Source organism: Streptomyces sp. AC627_RSS907 (assembly GCF_019049165.1).
This window is the reverse complement of record NZ_JAGMUE010000289.1, coordinates 1-13,610: the sequence shown is the minus strand read 5'-3', so window position 1 is coordinate 13,610 and position 13,610 is coordinate 1. Positions and strand designations below refer to the sequence as shown.

Genomic DNA, 13,610 nt, shown 5'->3' with positions numbered 1-13,610 from the left:
GTCGGGCGGCTTGCCCGTGTTCGAGGTGTCAAGATCCCGCAGCGGCTACTCGCTGTGCCTCATTGTGGGCCGGGCGCTCCCCTGAGTTCGCGTCCGGTGACCATCTCGGACTCGATCCGTACGAACACCGACTCCCGCAAGGGCATCCAGGAGCTGGGGCCGCTCTGCGTCAGGTGCTCGTGCTCGGCGGGGTCGGTCACCACGGTGGCCCGTCCGGTGACGACGACGCTCCAGCCGGACCGGGTCGCCGCATCGAACTCGTCCGCTTCGAAGGCGACCACGACGCCGTCGATGGCGCGTACGAGGTCCGAGGTCGGCGAGGTGCACAGCAGGACGGAGGCGTCCGTGTCCAGCGAGAAGTTGATGGGGAGGACCGCGGGCAGTGCCTGCCGGGTGTACACCACGCGGCCGACCGGCACCTTGGCCAGCAGGCGCAGGCACTCCTGCCGGTCGAGTGCGCGAAAGCCGTCTGTCTGGGACATCGGTCCATCGTCCCCCGTCGGCGACGGGTGGGGTAGGGCCGACCGGCCCTACCCCACCGTGCGACAGCGGCTGCACGCGGCGCTCTCGGGTACACGGGGCCGTGAGAGGGACGGATGGCTCCGAACCCGGGGTCTGTCCGGCCCCCCCACAGGGCCTGAATGGCCCATGCCGCTGGTGAGCCCGGATACGGACAGTGGTTGCGGGACGCCGTGGGGCAGGCAAGTGGCCTGCCGTGCGCATGCGATCCCGGTGGTGCCGTACCACCATGCATACGAAAGGGACGGACAACATGGTCCAGCCGTTGAAGTCGAAGGGTGACAGCTCACCGTCAGGTGCTCCGGTATCCCGCCAGGCGTGGCTGATGCTGACCCTGGCCACGATCGGGTTCGCCGTGAACTTCTGGGCGTGGGCGCTGCTGAGCCCCCTGGGCCCGCGGTTCAAGGACAGCCTCGACCTGTCGTCGTTCGAGCAGTCGCTCCTGGTGGCGGTGCCCGTGGTGGTCGGCTCCCTGGGCCGGATCCCGGTGGGCGCCCTGACCGACCGGTTCGGTGGGCGGGTGATGTTCCCGATCGTGTCGGCCGTCACCATCATGCCGGTGCTCTACCTCGGCCTGGCCGGCCACTCCTCCCTCGCCGCGCTGCTGGTCGGAGGGTTCTTCCTCGGTATCGGCGGCACCGCCTTCGCCGTCGGCGTGCCCTTGGTCAGCGCCTGGTTCCCACCCGAGCGGCGGGGTCTGGCGATCGGCGTGTTCGGCGCCGGCATGGGCGGCACCGCGATCAGCGCCCTGACCACCGTGAAGCTCGTCGACGCGGGCAGCATGTCGACTCCGTTCCTGATCACCGCCGCGGTGCTCGCCGTCTACGCCGTGGCCGCCGCGCTGCTGCTGCGCGACGCCCCCGGCCGCGGCGTGCCGACCGAGCCGCTGGGACGCCGGCTGGCCGCCACCGCCCGCCTCGGCATCACCTGGCAGGCATCCGCGCTGTACGCGGTCGCCTTCGGCGGCTACGTCGCCTTCTCCGTCTACCTGCCCACCTACCTCAAGACCGGATACGGCCTGACCCAGGCCGACGCCGCCAACCGCATGGCCGGCTTCGTCCTCCTCGCGGTGGCGATGCGTCCGGTCGGAGGCTGGCTGTCGGACCGCATGGGACCGGTCCGGGTCCTCGCCGGATCCCTGGCCGTGGTCGTCGCCGGAGCGGTCGCGCAGTCCTTCACCCCCGGCCTGGCCCCGGTGGGCACGACCGCCTTCCTGGCCATGGCCGCCGCGCTCGGTGCGGGCAGCGGGGCGACCTTCGCCCTGGTGGCCCTCCTGACTCCGGCGAACAAGGTCGGCTCGGTCACCGGCGTGGTCGGCGCCGCAGGCGGTCTCGGCGGCTTCCTCCCGCCGCTGGTGATGGGCTCGCTGTACGGGGAGTACGGAACGTACGCGGCCGGTCTCGCACTGCTCGCGATCGTGGCTGCGGCGGCGCTGGCCTACACCCTCACCGGCGTCCGCGCCGCCGTCCAAGGCGGCGACAGGGCTTCGCGGGCCGGCCGTGGGCGTCGGCACCGCACCGCGCACACCACCGTGTGAGAACACGCGGCTGACAACGACGGACCGAAGGAACAAGGAGGATCACCGGTGTGCGAGTACTGCGGCTGCCAGGCGCTGGAGACCATCGACGAGCTGACTCAGGAGCACGAGCGGGTGGTGACGCTCATCAGCCGCGTACGTGATGCCCGGCGCGACGGAGCGATCGCCCGTATGGCCGAGCTCGCGCGCGAGATCACCTCCGTGCTGGGCCCGCACACCCAGGTGGAGGAACACGGTTTGTTCCCCGCGATGGCCGCGGAGTTTCCGGAGCAGATCGCCCGGCTGGAGGCCGAGCACCGCCGCATCGAGTCGGTTCTGGCCGAGGCGGACGGACCGTTCCTGACCGACCCGGGCTGGCCGGACCGTCTGATCGACACCCTCGACCTGCTGCGCGAGCACATCCTCAAGGAGCAGGACGGCGTCTTCCCGGCCGCGCTCGCCATCCTCGGCACCGAGGACTGGGAAGCGGTGGAGAAAGCGCGCGCAGAGGCGGGCAGCGCCCTGTCCCGGCCGGGTGCCTGACCGCTCGCTCCCTCGGCGGCGAGCAGCCGCAGGTGCTCATGGCCCACCGCCAGACAGATCCGGCGGTGGGCCGCCCCTGTACCGCACCGGCCGGCCGGACTGCCCGGTTCGTTCGGCACTTCTCGGCGTAACCCTGCGGGCCCGGGGAACCGCTTCGGTGCGCAGACGATCTCCACAGAACCGTTTTGCCTAGTTGTGGTGTGGCTGTTGACCTTTCGGGGGAATGCGGTCGTAGAGTCGTGTGCGGCGTAACCGATCACGAATCGAACGGGAAGGCATGCCCGGAGTGGAGTGGCACGGTGAGCACGGAGACCGGCGCGGCGCGGACCCGGGTGGGCATGGACGGCGAGCTGGCGGAGGCGTTGGTGCGCAGCCGCCGCTACTTCACCAGAGCCGAGGTCTCCGGGGATCTGCGTTCGCTGCACCGCAAGGGCGGGCGCCAGGCGGACGAGTTCTACCGGGACCGCTGGTCGCACGACAAGGTGGTGCGCTCCACCCACGGTGTGAACTGCACCGGTTCCTGCTCGTGGAAGGTGTACGTCAAGGACGGCATCATCACCTGGGAGGCCCAGCAGACGGACTACCCGTCCGTCGGCCCGGACAGCCCCGAGTACGAGCCGCGCGGCTGCCCCCGGGGGGCGGCCTTCTCCTGGTACACGTACTCGCCCACCCGCGTGCGCTACCCCTACGTACGCGGTGTGCTGCTGGAGATGTACCGCGAGGCCAGGGCTCGGCTCGGCGATCCGGTGGCGGCCTGGGCGGACATCGTCTCCGACCCCGAGCGCTCCCGCCGCTACAAGCGGGCCCGCGGCAAGGGCGGTCTGGTGCGGGCGACCTGGGCCGAGGCGGCGGAGATGGCCGCCGCCGCGCACGTTCACACCATCAAGGAGCACGGCCCGGACCGGCTGGCCGGGTTCTCCCCGATCCCCGCCATGTCGATGGTTTCCCACGCCGCCGGGGCCCGCTTCTACTCCCTGCTCGGCGGGGTGATGCTCTCCTTCTACGACTGGTACGCGGACCTGCCCGTCGCCTCGCCGCAGGTGTTCGGCGACCAGACCGACGTACCGGAGTCCGGGGACTGGTGGGACGCCGGGTACCTGATCATGTGGGGCTCCAACCTGCCGGTGACCCGCACCCCGGACGCCCACTGGATGGCCGAGGCCCGCTACCGGGGCCAGAAGGTCGTCGCCGTGTCGCCGGACTACGCGGACAACGTGAAGTTCGCCGACGAGTGGCTGCCCGCGCAGCCCGGCACGGACGGCGCGCTGGCGATGGCCATGGGGCACGTCGTCCTCAAGGAGTTCTTCGCCGACCGGGAGACCCCGTACTTCACCGACTACGTCAAGCGGTACACGGACCTGCCGTTCCTGGTCACCCTCGACGAGGCGGAGGGCGAGCCGGGCACGTACACGCCCGGCAAGTTCCTCACTGCCGCCGACCTCGGCGGCGAGGCTGCCGCGGCCGAGCACGCGGAGTTCCGGACCGTGCTGCTGGACGCGGCCACCGGGCAACCGGTGGTGCCGAACGGAACGCTCGGCGACCGTTACGGTGAATCGGGAGCCGGGAAGTGGAACCTGGACCTCGGTGACACCCGGCCCCTGCTGTCCGCCGAGGACGGCGACGAGGTACCGGTCGCGGTCGAACTGCCCCGCTTCGATGCCTCCGACGGCAGCGCCGACCGGCTGCGGCGCGGCGTGCCGGTACGCAGGGTCGGCGGACGCCTGGTGACCACGGTCTACGACCTGCTGCTGGCCCAGTACGGTGTGGCCCGCGACGGTCTGCCGGGGGAGTGGCCCACCTCGTACGACGACGCCACTCAGCCGTACACCCCCGCCTGGCAGGCCGAAATCACGGGCGTGGACGCGGGGAAGGCGGCCCGGATCGCCCGGGAGTTCGCCGCCAACGCCGAGGAGTCCGGCGGCCGTTCGATGATCATCATGGGCGCGGGGACGAACCACTGGTTCCACTCCGACACCATCTACCGCGCCTTCCTGACCCTGACCACCCTGACCGGCTGCCAGGGCGTCAACGGCGGCGGCTGGGCGCACTACGTCGGCCAGGAGAAGGTCCGCCCCCTCACCGGCTACTCGGCGATCGCGACCGCCGCCGACTGGAACCGGCCGGCCCGGCAGATGATCCAGACCGCCTACTGGTACCTGCACGGCGACCAGTTCCGCTACGACCCGTTCTCCGCGGACACCCTCGCCGCGGCGGGCTCCGGCGGAGGACCGTTCGCCGGGAAGACCACGGCGGACGTGATCGCGCAGTCGGCGCGGATGGGCTGGATGCCGTCGTACCCGACCTTCGACCGCAACCCCCTTGATCTAGCCGATGAGGCGGAGGCGGCAGGGCGCGGGGTGGGGGAGCACGTGGTGGAGGAACTCAAGGCGGGTCGGCTGGGATTCTCGGGCGAGGATCCGGACGCGCCCGAGAACTTCCCGCGCGTGCTGACCGTGTGGAGGGCCAATCTGCTGGGCTCCTCGGCCAAGGGCAACGAGTACTTCCTCAAACACCTGCTGGGCACCGACCACGCGGTCCGGGCGACGGAGGCGCCACCGGATGCCCGGCCGCGTGACGTGGTGTGGCGGGAGGAGGCACCCGAGGGCAAGCTCGACCTGCTGCTCACCCTCGACTTCCGCATGACCAGCACCACCGTCTACTCCGACATCGTGCTGCCCGCCGCCACCTGGTACGAGAAGTACGACCTGTCCAGCACGGACATGCACCCCTTCGTGCACTCCTTCAACCCGGCGATCGCCCCGCCCTGGCAGACCCGTACCGACTTCGACATCTTCCACACCCTCGCCGAGGAGTTCAGCCGTCAGGCCGCCGACCACCTCGGCGTGCGCAAGGACGTGGTCGCCGCGCCGCTGCTGCACGACACCCCGGACGAGCTGGCCAACCCGCACGGCCGGGTCCGTGACTGGAAGGCGGAGGAGTGCGAACCCGTGCCCGGCCGGACCATGCCCAAGCTGATCACGGTTGAGCGTGACTACGGTGCCGTCGCCGAGAAGATGGGTGCCCTCGGTCCGCTGCTGGACAGCCTGGGCGCCACGACCAAGGGTGTCACCTTCAAGCTGGAGCGTGAGCTGGAGTACCTGCGGCACAAGAACGGCACCATGCGCGGGGGAGTGGCGGACGGCCGCCCGCTGCTCGCGCGGGACGTGCACGCCTGCGAGGCGATCCTCGCGCTGTCCGGCACCACCAACGGTCATCTGGCCACCCAGGGCTTCCGCACCGTGGAGGCGCGCACCGGCACCCGGCTGGCCGATCTGGCCGCCGAGCACGAGGGCAAGCAGATCACCTTCGCCGACACTCAGGCCGCCCCGGTCCCGGTGATCACCAGCCCTGAGTGGTCCGGCTCTGAGACGGGCGGGCGCCGTTACTCCCCGTTCACTGTGAACGTCGAGCGGCTCAAGCCCTGGCACACCCTCACCGGCCGCCAGCACTTCTACCTCGACCACGACTGGATGACCGCCCTCGGCGAACAACTCCCCGTGTACCGGCCGCCGTTGAACATGCACGCGCTCTTCGGCGAGCCGCGCCTGGGCGAGACGGGCGAACTCGGCGTGACCGTGCGCTACCTGACCCCGCACAACAAGTGGTCCATCCACTCCGAGTACCAGGACAACCTCTTCATGCTGTCCCTGTCCCGGGGCGGCCCGTCCGTCTGGATGAGCACGCGGGACGCGGCGAAGATCGGCGTGCGGGACAACGACTGGATCGAGGCCGTCAACCGCAACGGCGTCGTCGCCGCCCGCGCGATCGTCTCGCACCGCATGCCCGAGGGCACCGTGTACATGTACCACGCCCAGGACCGCCTCATCGACGTCCCCCGCACCGAGACCACGGGCCGGCGCGGCGGCATCCACAACTCCCTGACCCGGCTGCTGATCAAACCCAGCCATCTCATCGGCGGCTACGCGCAGTTGAGCTACGCCTTCAACTACCTCGGCCCGACCGGCAACCAGCGCGACGAGGTGACCGTCATCCGGCGCCGCACCGACCAGGAGGTGGAGTACTGATGCGCGTCATGGCCCAGATGGCGATGGTGATGAACCTCGACAAGTGCATCGGCTGCCACACCTGTTCGGTCACCTGCAAGCAGGCGTGGACCAACCGCACCGGCGTCGAGTACGTGTGGTTCAACAACGTGGAGACCCGCCCCGGCCAGGGTTACCCGCGCCGCTACGAGGACCAGGAACAGTGGCGCGGCGGCTGGGAGCTCAACAAGAAGGGCCGGCTCGCGCTCAAGGCCGGCGGCCGGTTCAAGAAACTGATCACGATCTTCGCCAATCCCGTCCTGCCGTCCCTGGACGACTACTACGAGCCCTGGACGTACGACTACGAGACCCTGACCAACGCCCCGCTGCAGGAGCACACCCCGGTCGCCCGCCCCAAGTCCCTGATCACCGGCAAGGACATGAAGATCTCCTGGTCGGCCAACTGGGACGACCACCTCGGCGGATCGGCGGCGACCGGAGAGAAGGACGTCCTGCTCAACGAGGTCTCGGAGAAGATCAGGTTCGAGTTCGAGCAGACCTTCATGTTCTACCTGCCGCGCATCTGCGAGCACTGCCTCAACCCGTCCTGCGCGGCCTCCTGCCCCTCCGGCGCGATCTACAAGCGCGAGGAGGACGGCATCGTCCTGGTCGACCAGGACAAGTGCCGCGGCTGGCGGATGTGCGTGACCGGCTGCCCGTACAAGAAGGTGTACTTCAACCACCGCACCGGTAAGGCCGAGAAGTGCACCTTTTGCTTCCCGCGCGTCGAGGTCGGCCTGCCCACCGTCTGCTCCGAGACCTGTGTCGGCCGGCTGCGCTACATCGGGCTCGTCCTCTACGACGCCGACAAGGTGCTGGAAGCCGCCTCCACCCCCGACGACACTGGCCTCTACGAGGCCCAGCGGCAGGTCTTCCTCGACCCGAATGACCCCGCCGTAGTGCGGGAGGCAGAAAAGGCCGGCATTCCCCGGGACTGGATCGAGGCCGCCCAGCGCTCCCCGATCCACGCCCTGATCAACACCTTCAAGGCGGCGCTGCCGCTGCACCCGGAGTACCGCACCATGCCCATGGTCTGGTACATCCCGCCGCTCTCGCCGGTCGTGGACGCCGTCCGGGACACCGGCCGGGACGCCGAGGACCACCGCAACCTGTTCGCCGCCGTCGACGCCCTGCGCATCCCCGTCGACTACCTCGCCCAGCTGCTCACCGCCGGCGACCCGGCACCCGTGGACGCGGTGCTGCGCCGCCTGGCCGCCATGCGCGCCTACATGCGCGACATCAACCTCGGCCGTGAGCCGGACGCCTCCATCCCCGAGGCCGTCGGCATGGGCGAGGAGCAGATGTACGACATGTACCGGCTGCTCGCTCTGGCCAAGTACGACGAGCGGTACGTCATCCCGCCCGCCCACGCCGAACAGGCCCACCAACTGGAGGAGCTGGCCACCGAGTGCAGCCTCGACTACGAGGGCGGCCCCGGCATGGGAGGCTCCGGCCCCTTCGGCGAGACCTCCGGCGGTGCCGCCCCGATCGCGGTCGAGAACTTCCACGCCCTGCGCGACCGGCAGACGTCCGACACACCGGCCGCCCCCACCGACAAGGCCACCCGCGTCAATCTCCTCAACTGGGACGGCAAGGGCTCCCCGCCGGGCCTGTTCCCGGACCAACCATCCAGCGGCAGCAGCGCTGACGGGAACAGCAGCGGGGAGGTCGAGCCGAAGCCATGAAAGCCCTCAAAAGGAAGACCACGCGCACAGATCGCACAAACCCCTGGCACCCCTACGCCTGGCAGACCCAGTCCCTGATGCTCGCCTACCCCGACGAGCAGTTCGAGCAGCGTCTGACCCTGGCTGGCCGGGTTGCCGCCACCCTGCCCGAACCGGTTGCACGTCCCTTGCTCCGCTTCACCACACACGCCGAGCAGATCGCCACCGCCGGCTTGGCCACCGCCTACGTCGCCACCTTCGACCACCGCAAACGCTGCTGCCCGTACCTGACGTACTACGCGCACGGCGACACCCGTAAGCGTGGCGTCGCCCTGCTGCGGCTGAAGCAGACCTACGCCGCGGCCGGCTGGCGCCTGGCCGACGACGAACTGCCCGACCACCTCGCCGTCGTCCTCGAATTCGCCGCCACCGACCCGGCCACCGGAGCACGCCTGCTCACCGAACACCGCGCCGGACTCGAGCTGCTGCGCCTGGCCCTGAACGACGACGGCTCGCCCTGGGCACACGTGCTGGACTCCGTCTCCGCCACCCTGCCCGCCCTCGCCGGCGACGACCGCGAAGCCGTCATGCGCCTCGCCGCCCAGGGCCCGCCCGAGGAACAGGTCGGCCTCGACCCGTACGCATCCCCCGTGTTCCTGCCCGACCCCGTCGTAGGAGGTCCCCGATGACCGCGCCGGCGCAACCCCTCACCCTGGCAGCGGAGGCAGGCACTGGTGGCATCCTGCTGTGGGTCGTCCTGCCCTACGTCTCTCTTGCGGTCTTCGTCCTCGGCCACGTCTGGCGCTACCGCTACGACAAGTTCGGCTGGACCACCCGCTCCTCCCAGCTCTACGAACGGCGCCTGCTGCGCATCGGCAGCCCGCTGTTCCACTTCGGCATCCTCGTCGTGGCGCTGGGCCACATCGGCGGTCTGGTCATCCCGGAGAGCTGGACCCACGCGGCCGGCATCAGCGAGCACACCTACCACGTCATCGCGGTGGTCCTCGGCACCGTCGCCGGCGTCTGCACCCTGGGCGGACTGGCCATCCTGATCTACCGGCGGCGCACCGTCGGCCCGGTCTTCTCCGCCACCACCGTCAACGACAAGGCGATGTACCTCTCCCTGACGGTGACCATCGGGCTGGGCCTGGCCGCGACCGTGGCGGCGAACATTGTCGGCGGCGGCTACAACTACCGGGAGACCATCTCCCCCTGGTTCCGCTCGATCTTCTACTTCCAGCCCGACCCGGACCTGATGACCGGCACCCCGGTCCTGTTCCAGCTGCACGCCATCAGTGCCCTGCTGCTCTTCGTCGCTTGGCCCTTCACCCGGCTCGTCCACATGCTCACGGCCCCGCTGGGTTACCTCACTCGCCCCTACATCGTCTACCGCAGCCGCGATGTCCAGCTCGGTGCCCGCGCACCCCACCGGGGCTGGGAACGTGTGGGGTGATGAGAAGAGGAACCGGATTGCTCCAGGTCACGACCGGGGCCCGGCTGCTGAGCCGGGCCCCGGTCCGGTCGGGTCTCACCAGTGGCCGAGGAGCCGCGGCCACAGGGCGCCCAAGCCCATCAACTCCGTAGACGACCTCGTCAGCGCCCTGACCACTCCGCCATGGGATTCAGACTCGCGGGCGTGTGGGGAGGAGCACCGTCCATTCCACGATGGTGCCGGTGGGCTCGTTCGGCGCGAGAGTGAAGCTGCCGCCGAGGTCGGTGGTGTGCCGGCGGAGGTTGTCCAGGCCGTGCGGCGGGGGACGGCCGGGTCCATGCCCCCGCCGCAGCGGCAACGCGCAGGTGGAGCCGAGTGCCGTCCGTCTCTGCGGTGACCTCGACGCCGGTGGCGTGTGCATGCTGGGGGACGTTCGAGAGCGTCTCGGGCAGCACTGCCGGCAGCTGCTCGGCATGACCGGCGGGGACGTCGGTCTCCAGCAGGCCGGTCATGCCGAGGGCGGGATCGAAGCCGAGGACAGAGGCGGCCCGGTCGGTCTCGGCCAGCAGTTTCCCGCGCAGTCCGCTGCCGCCGTCGGCACGATCACGTTCGCGGAGTGCGTAGATCGTGCCACGCACGGTCCTGATGGTGTCGTCGAGATCGTCCACGACCCGCTGCCTGCTCCTGGTCGTCGCGGTGACCGCCGCGAACATCGGCGACCGGGATGCTGCGACGGGCCTGCTGACCCGGCTGCGCCGCCTGCACCGTGACATCACCCTGGTCTGGGCCGACGGCGGCTACACCGGCGGCCTCGTCGACTGGTGCCGGGACAAACTCGCCCTGACCTTGGAGATCGTCAAGCGCACCGACGACATGACGGGATCCGTGGTGCTGCCCAGACGCTGGGTGGCAGAGCGCACGTTCGCGTGGCTGATGCATTCACGCCGACTGGCCCGGGACTACGAGACGTTGCCGGCCAGCAACGAGGCGATGGTCCGGTGGTCGATGGTCACGCGGATGAGCCGTCGCCTGGCACGGCCACAGGCCGTCGGCCGGCGCTGAAGGCCCCCGACGCCTCCTGCACGAGCCACCCGCGCTCCGCCAGGCACCTGGCCTTCGAGCGCACCCCCTCGACCTTCGCCGACGTCGTCTGAAGGCCCAGTCCCGCCGCGATCTCCCTGGCCCTGAGCGGTTCCTGGCCCGCCGGCTGCCGCTCATCGAGCACGCCCAGGATCCGCTGACAGTCCGGCGCCGGCACCGCCACCGGCAAGCCTTCGCGCCAAGGCGGCACGATCGAGCCCGGCACCGGCGCGGGCGAGGGCACGATTTCCTGCTCCGCCTCGGTCACGGCAGTCGTCTCGAGGGCGGACACGGCCAGGGCCTCGACCAGCTCCTCCCGCGCGATCACCCGCCGGTCCAGCTCGATCTCGGCGGACTCCAACACCGCAGCCAACCGGGCGACTTCCTCCCGCAGACCCTCCACCCGCACCCGGGCCGCTGTCTCCCGCTCCTCCAGCATTCCCAGAACCGACGCCACCGCGCACCCCTTGCTCATGGAGCGGAAAAAAGACGCCGGACCCCTCCCTCATACGGAGCTGCACCATGCCTGACCAGCAAAAATCAAGCGATCACGTTCGGTTGAGATACGGCTTCTGATGCATCATCAGGTAACTCAGCAACTGATCAGCATCAGTCTCTGAACATTCCGAAACGGCTGTCCGAACAGATGCCAGATCAGCGCTGTCACGGCAGCCAGGCTCTCGTGAAAGTGCAGGTAGAGAGCCTTGTCGTGAGAGTCAACCGATGTTCCTCCACATCTTCGAGTTCGGCGCGTGCCCGTGTACAGTGAACGATGCCCCTGACCTGCAGGAAGTTGGCGGGGAGCCGTCTTCTAGGAGTCCAAAGTGCTGCGAACTTTGATCAAGTCCAAGATCCACCGCGCCACCGTCACGCAGGCCGACCTGCACTACGTCGGCTCCGTGACCATCGACGCCGACCTGCTGGACGCCGCCGACCTGCTGCCCGGTGAGCTCGTGCACATCGTGGACGTCACCAACGGTGCCCGGCTGGAGACGTACGTCATCGAGGGCGAGCGGGGTTCCGGTGTGATCGGGATCAACGGGGCCGCCGCTCACCTCGTCCACCCCGGCGACCTGGTGATCCTCATCAGCTACGCCCAGGTCACCGACGCCGAGGCGCGGGCGCTGAAGCCGCGTGTTGTGCATGTGGACGGCGACAACCGTATCGTCGCCCTGGGCGGCGACCCGTCCGAGCCGGTACCGGGCTCGGACCAGGAACGCAGCCCGCAGGCCGTGTCGGCCTGACGTACTGATCCGTGTGGACGTGTGGACGAGGAGCGTGGCCGTGAGCGACCTGGAGATCCGTGACGACCGGACGGCGGGGCGGCTGGAGGCGGTCGGAGCCGGCGAGGTCGTCGGCCGTATCGAGTACTTCGTCCTGGACGCTCCCGAGCGCGCCCTCGTCCCCGTGCACACCATCGTCGAGCCGGCCCACGAGGGCAAGGGCATCGCGGGCTCGCTGGCGAGCGAGCTGTACGCCGTCGCCCGGCGCGAGGGCGTCGTCGTCGCTCCTCTGTGTCCGTACGTCGTGAAGTGGGCCGAGCGTCACCCGGACCAGGCGCCCGCGGCCGATCCCGAGCTGCTGCGCGCGGCGAAGGAATGGCTCGTGGCGCATCCCGGGCGGTTCTGACGAGGCGAGAGCGGAGACGAAGAGGGAGAAGGGGGGCGCGCGTGCTGGCGTTGTTGCACACCTCGTCCGTCCACGTCCCGGTCTTCGACGCCCTGCGTGACGAGGCGCACCCCGGTCTGGAGCTGCGGCACCACGTCGACGCCGAACTGCTGGAACGGGCGCGGCAGGCGGGGCCGGAGGCGGTGACGGACGCCGTCCGGGGCGTGCTGCGGCAGGCCGTCGCCGACGGGGCGCGGGCCGTCCTGTGCACCTGCTCGACCATCGGCGGTGTCGCCGAGGCGGCTGCCGACGGGGTCGGGGTGCCGGTGCTGCGGGTCGACCGGCCGATGGCCGCCGCCGCGGTGGCCGCCGGTCCGCGCGTCGTCGTCCTCGCCGCCCTGGAGAGCACGCTCGCGCCGACGGCGGCACTGATCGGCGAGGAGGCCCGGCGCGCGGGACGCCCCGTGCAGGTGCGTACCCGCCTGGTCGACGGAGCCTGGCCGCTTTTCGAGGCCGGTGATGTGGAGGGCTATCTGCGCCTGGTGGCCGAAGCGGCCGAGGCCGTCGGTGACGCCGACGCGATCGTCCTGGCCCAGGCCTCCATGGCGCCGGCCCGGGAGCTGACGAAGGCCCCCGTCCCGGTGCTGGCCAGCCCTGCGGCGGGACTGGCCGCCGGGGCGGAGGCGGCGCGCCTCGGGTAGCGCGTGCGGCTCGCCCTCAGGCGTGTGGTGCGCGTGTCGGGTGGCTGAGCCGGCGGTCGGCGACCGCCGTTCGGCCGCCCGGCGTGCGGCGCGTGCCCCGGTGTGCCCCGCTCGGCCCGCCGATCCGGCGAAGCACACCCGCCCCTCCCGCCCCGGTGGCCCCGGGCACCTCGCGCTCCTGGACCTCTTGGGCCACCCGGGCCCCCAGCTTCATGCGGGTGGGTGACTGGAGAGGCGGCCGTCGGGTAGGCGGGGGACAAGTCCAGAGCCGATGTCGACCGACTGGCCGGAGGACACCGCCATGACGAACCCGTATCCGGATCCCGTACCGCCCGGGCCCACCCCGGGACCGACCCCGGGGCCCCCGCCCGGTCCGGACCCGGTCCCGCCTCCGGAGCCGCCTCCCGGACCGGCCCCCACACCCCCGCCGCCGGGCCCCGGCCCGGAACCGACGCCCCCGCCGCCGGGTCCCGGCCCGACGCCGCCACCCCCGCACCCGGGTCC

The 13,610-nt window shown here is 70.7% G+C and carries 12 protein-coding genes; 10 read left to right on the top strand and 2 right to left on the bottom strand.

Annotated features, from left to right (window positions below; translation table 11 throughout):
• Positions 1–59: 59 nt before the first annotated feature.
• Positions 60–482: a pyridoxamine 5'-phosphate oxidase family protein gene (locus tag KUM32_RS34140; protein ID WP_217145805.1), complete on the bottom strand. Its 423-nt coding sequence runs from the start codon at positions 480–482 to the stop codon at positions 60–62.
• A 362-nt stretch (positions 483–844) separates the two neighbouring features.
• On the opposite strand from KUM32_RS34140, the gene KUM32_RS34135 reads away from it, so the two are divergent.
• The 7 genes from KUM32_RS34135 (at position 845) to KUM32_RS34105 (ending at position 10,779) form a co-directional block, all read left to right on the top strand.
• Positions 845–2,056, top strand: a complete 1,212-nt coding sequence (locus KUM32_RS34135; RefSeq protein ID WP_217145965.1) for an MFS transporter — start codon at positions 845–847, stop codon at positions 2,054–2,056.
• A 48-nt stretch (positions 2,057–2,104) separates the two neighbouring features.
• The gene (locus KUM32_RS34130) at positions 2,105–2,578 is read left to right on the top strand and encodes a hemerythrin domain-containing protein (protein WP_217145804.1); all 474 of its coding nucleotides are present in this window, start codon (positions 2,105–2,107) and stop codon (positions 2,576–2,578) included.
• A gap of 338 nt (positions 2,579–2,916) precedes the next feature.
• Entirely contained in the window at positions 2,917–6,603 is a 3,687-nt protein-coding gene (locus KUM32_RS34125) for a nitrate reductase subunit alpha (RefSeq protein WP_217145964.1), read from the top strand.
• Complete coding sequence (gene narH / locus KUM32_RS34120) at positions 6,603–8,306, top strand: nitrate reductase subunit beta (RefSeq protein WP_217145803.1); 1,704 nt, start codon at positions 6,603–6,605, stop codon at positions 8,304–8,306. The genes KUM32_RS34125 and narH overlap by 1 nt, the downstream gene beginning before the upstream one ends.
• On the top strand, positions 8,303–8,974 hold the full coding sequence (narJ, locus tag KUM32_RS34115; RefSeq protein WP_217145802.1) for a nitrate reductase molybdenum cofactor assembly chaperone: 672 nt from the start codon (positions 8,303–8,305) through the stop codon (positions 8,972–8,974). Before narH ends, narJ begins: the two co-directional genes overlap by 4 nt.
• Positions 8,971–9,738, top strand: coding sequence for a respiratory nitrate reductase subunit gamma (gene narI / locus KUM32_RS34110; RefSeq protein WP_217145801.1), 768 nt, complete (start codon positions 8,971–8,973; stop codon positions 9,736–9,738). The genes narJ and narI overlap by 4 nt, the downstream gene beginning before the upstream one ends.
• 606 nt (positions 9,739–10,344) lie before the next feature.
• Positions 10,345–10,779: a transposase gene (locus KUM32_RS34105; protein ID WP_308408785.1), complete on the top strand. Its 435-nt coding sequence runs from the start codon at positions 10,345–10,347 to the stop codon at positions 10,777–10,779.
• Here the strand turns inward: KUM32_RS34105 and KUM32_RS34100 are convergent.
• Positions 10,727–11,254 carry a hypothetical protein gene (locus KUM32_RS34100; protein WP_308408784.1) on the bottom strand — a complete coding sequence of 176 codons (528 nt, stop codon included), beginning with the start codon at positions 11,252–11,254 and terminating at the stop codon, positions 10,727–10,729. The two genes, KUM32_RS34105 and KUM32_RS34100, sit on opposite strands and share 53 nt — an antisense overlap.
• A gap of 367 nt (positions 11,255–11,621) precedes the next feature.
• On the opposite strand from KUM32_RS34100, the gene panD reads away from it, so the two are divergent.
• The 3 genes from panD to KUM32_RS34085 are packed head-to-tail and all read left to right on the top strand — an operon-like array spanning position 11,622 to position 13,106.
• Positions 11,622–12,041 carry an aspartate 1-decarboxylase gene (gene panD, locus KUM32_RS34095; protein ID WP_217145799.1) on the top strand — a complete coding sequence of 140 codons (420 nt, stop codon included), beginning with the start codon at positions 11,622–11,624 and terminating at the stop codon, positions 12,039–12,041.
• Between the two features lie 40 nt (positions 12,042–12,081).
• Entirely contained in the window at positions 12,082–12,426 is a 345-nt protein-coding gene (locus tag KUM32_RS34090) for a GNAT family N-acetyltransferase (RefSeq protein WP_217145798.1), read from the top strand.
• A 41-nt stretch (positions 12,427–12,467) separates the two neighbouring features.
• Positions 12,468–13,106 carry an aspartate/glutamate racemase family protein gene (locus KUM32_RS34085; RefSeq protein ID WP_217145797.1) on the top strand — a complete coding sequence of 213 codons (639 nt, stop codon included), beginning with the start codon at positions 12,468–12,470 and terminating at the stop codon, positions 13,104–13,106.
• Positions 13,107–13,610 lie beyond the last annotated feature (504 nt).

What these genes read in the sequence shown, in the direction of transcription:
- KUM32_RS34140 (WP_217145805.1), bottom strand. Translation starts at nt 482, where the DNA reads ATGTCCCAGACAGACGGCTTTCGCGCACTCGACCGGCAGGAGTGCCTG.
- KUM32_RS34135 (WP_217145965.1), top strand. Translation starts at nt 845, where the DNA reads ATGCTGACCCTGGCCACGATCGGGTTCGCCGTGAACTTCTGGGCGTGG.
- KUM32_RS34125 (WP_217145964.1), top strand. Translation starts at nt 2,917, where the DNA reads ATGGACGGCGAGCTGGCGGAGGCGTTGGTGCGCAGCCGCCGCTACTTC.
- narH (WP_217145803.1), top strand. Translation starts at nt 6,603, where the DNA reads ATGCGCGTCATGGCCCAGATGGCGATGGTGATGAACCTCGACAAGTGC.
- narJ (WP_217145802.1), top strand. Translation starts at nt 8,303, where the DNA reads ATGAAAGCCCTCAAAAGGAAGACCACGCGCACAGATCGCACAAACCCC.
- narI (WP_217145801.1), top strand. Translation starts at nt 8,971, where the DNA reads ATGACCGCGCCGGCGCAACCCCTCACCCTGGCAGCGGAGGCAGGCACT.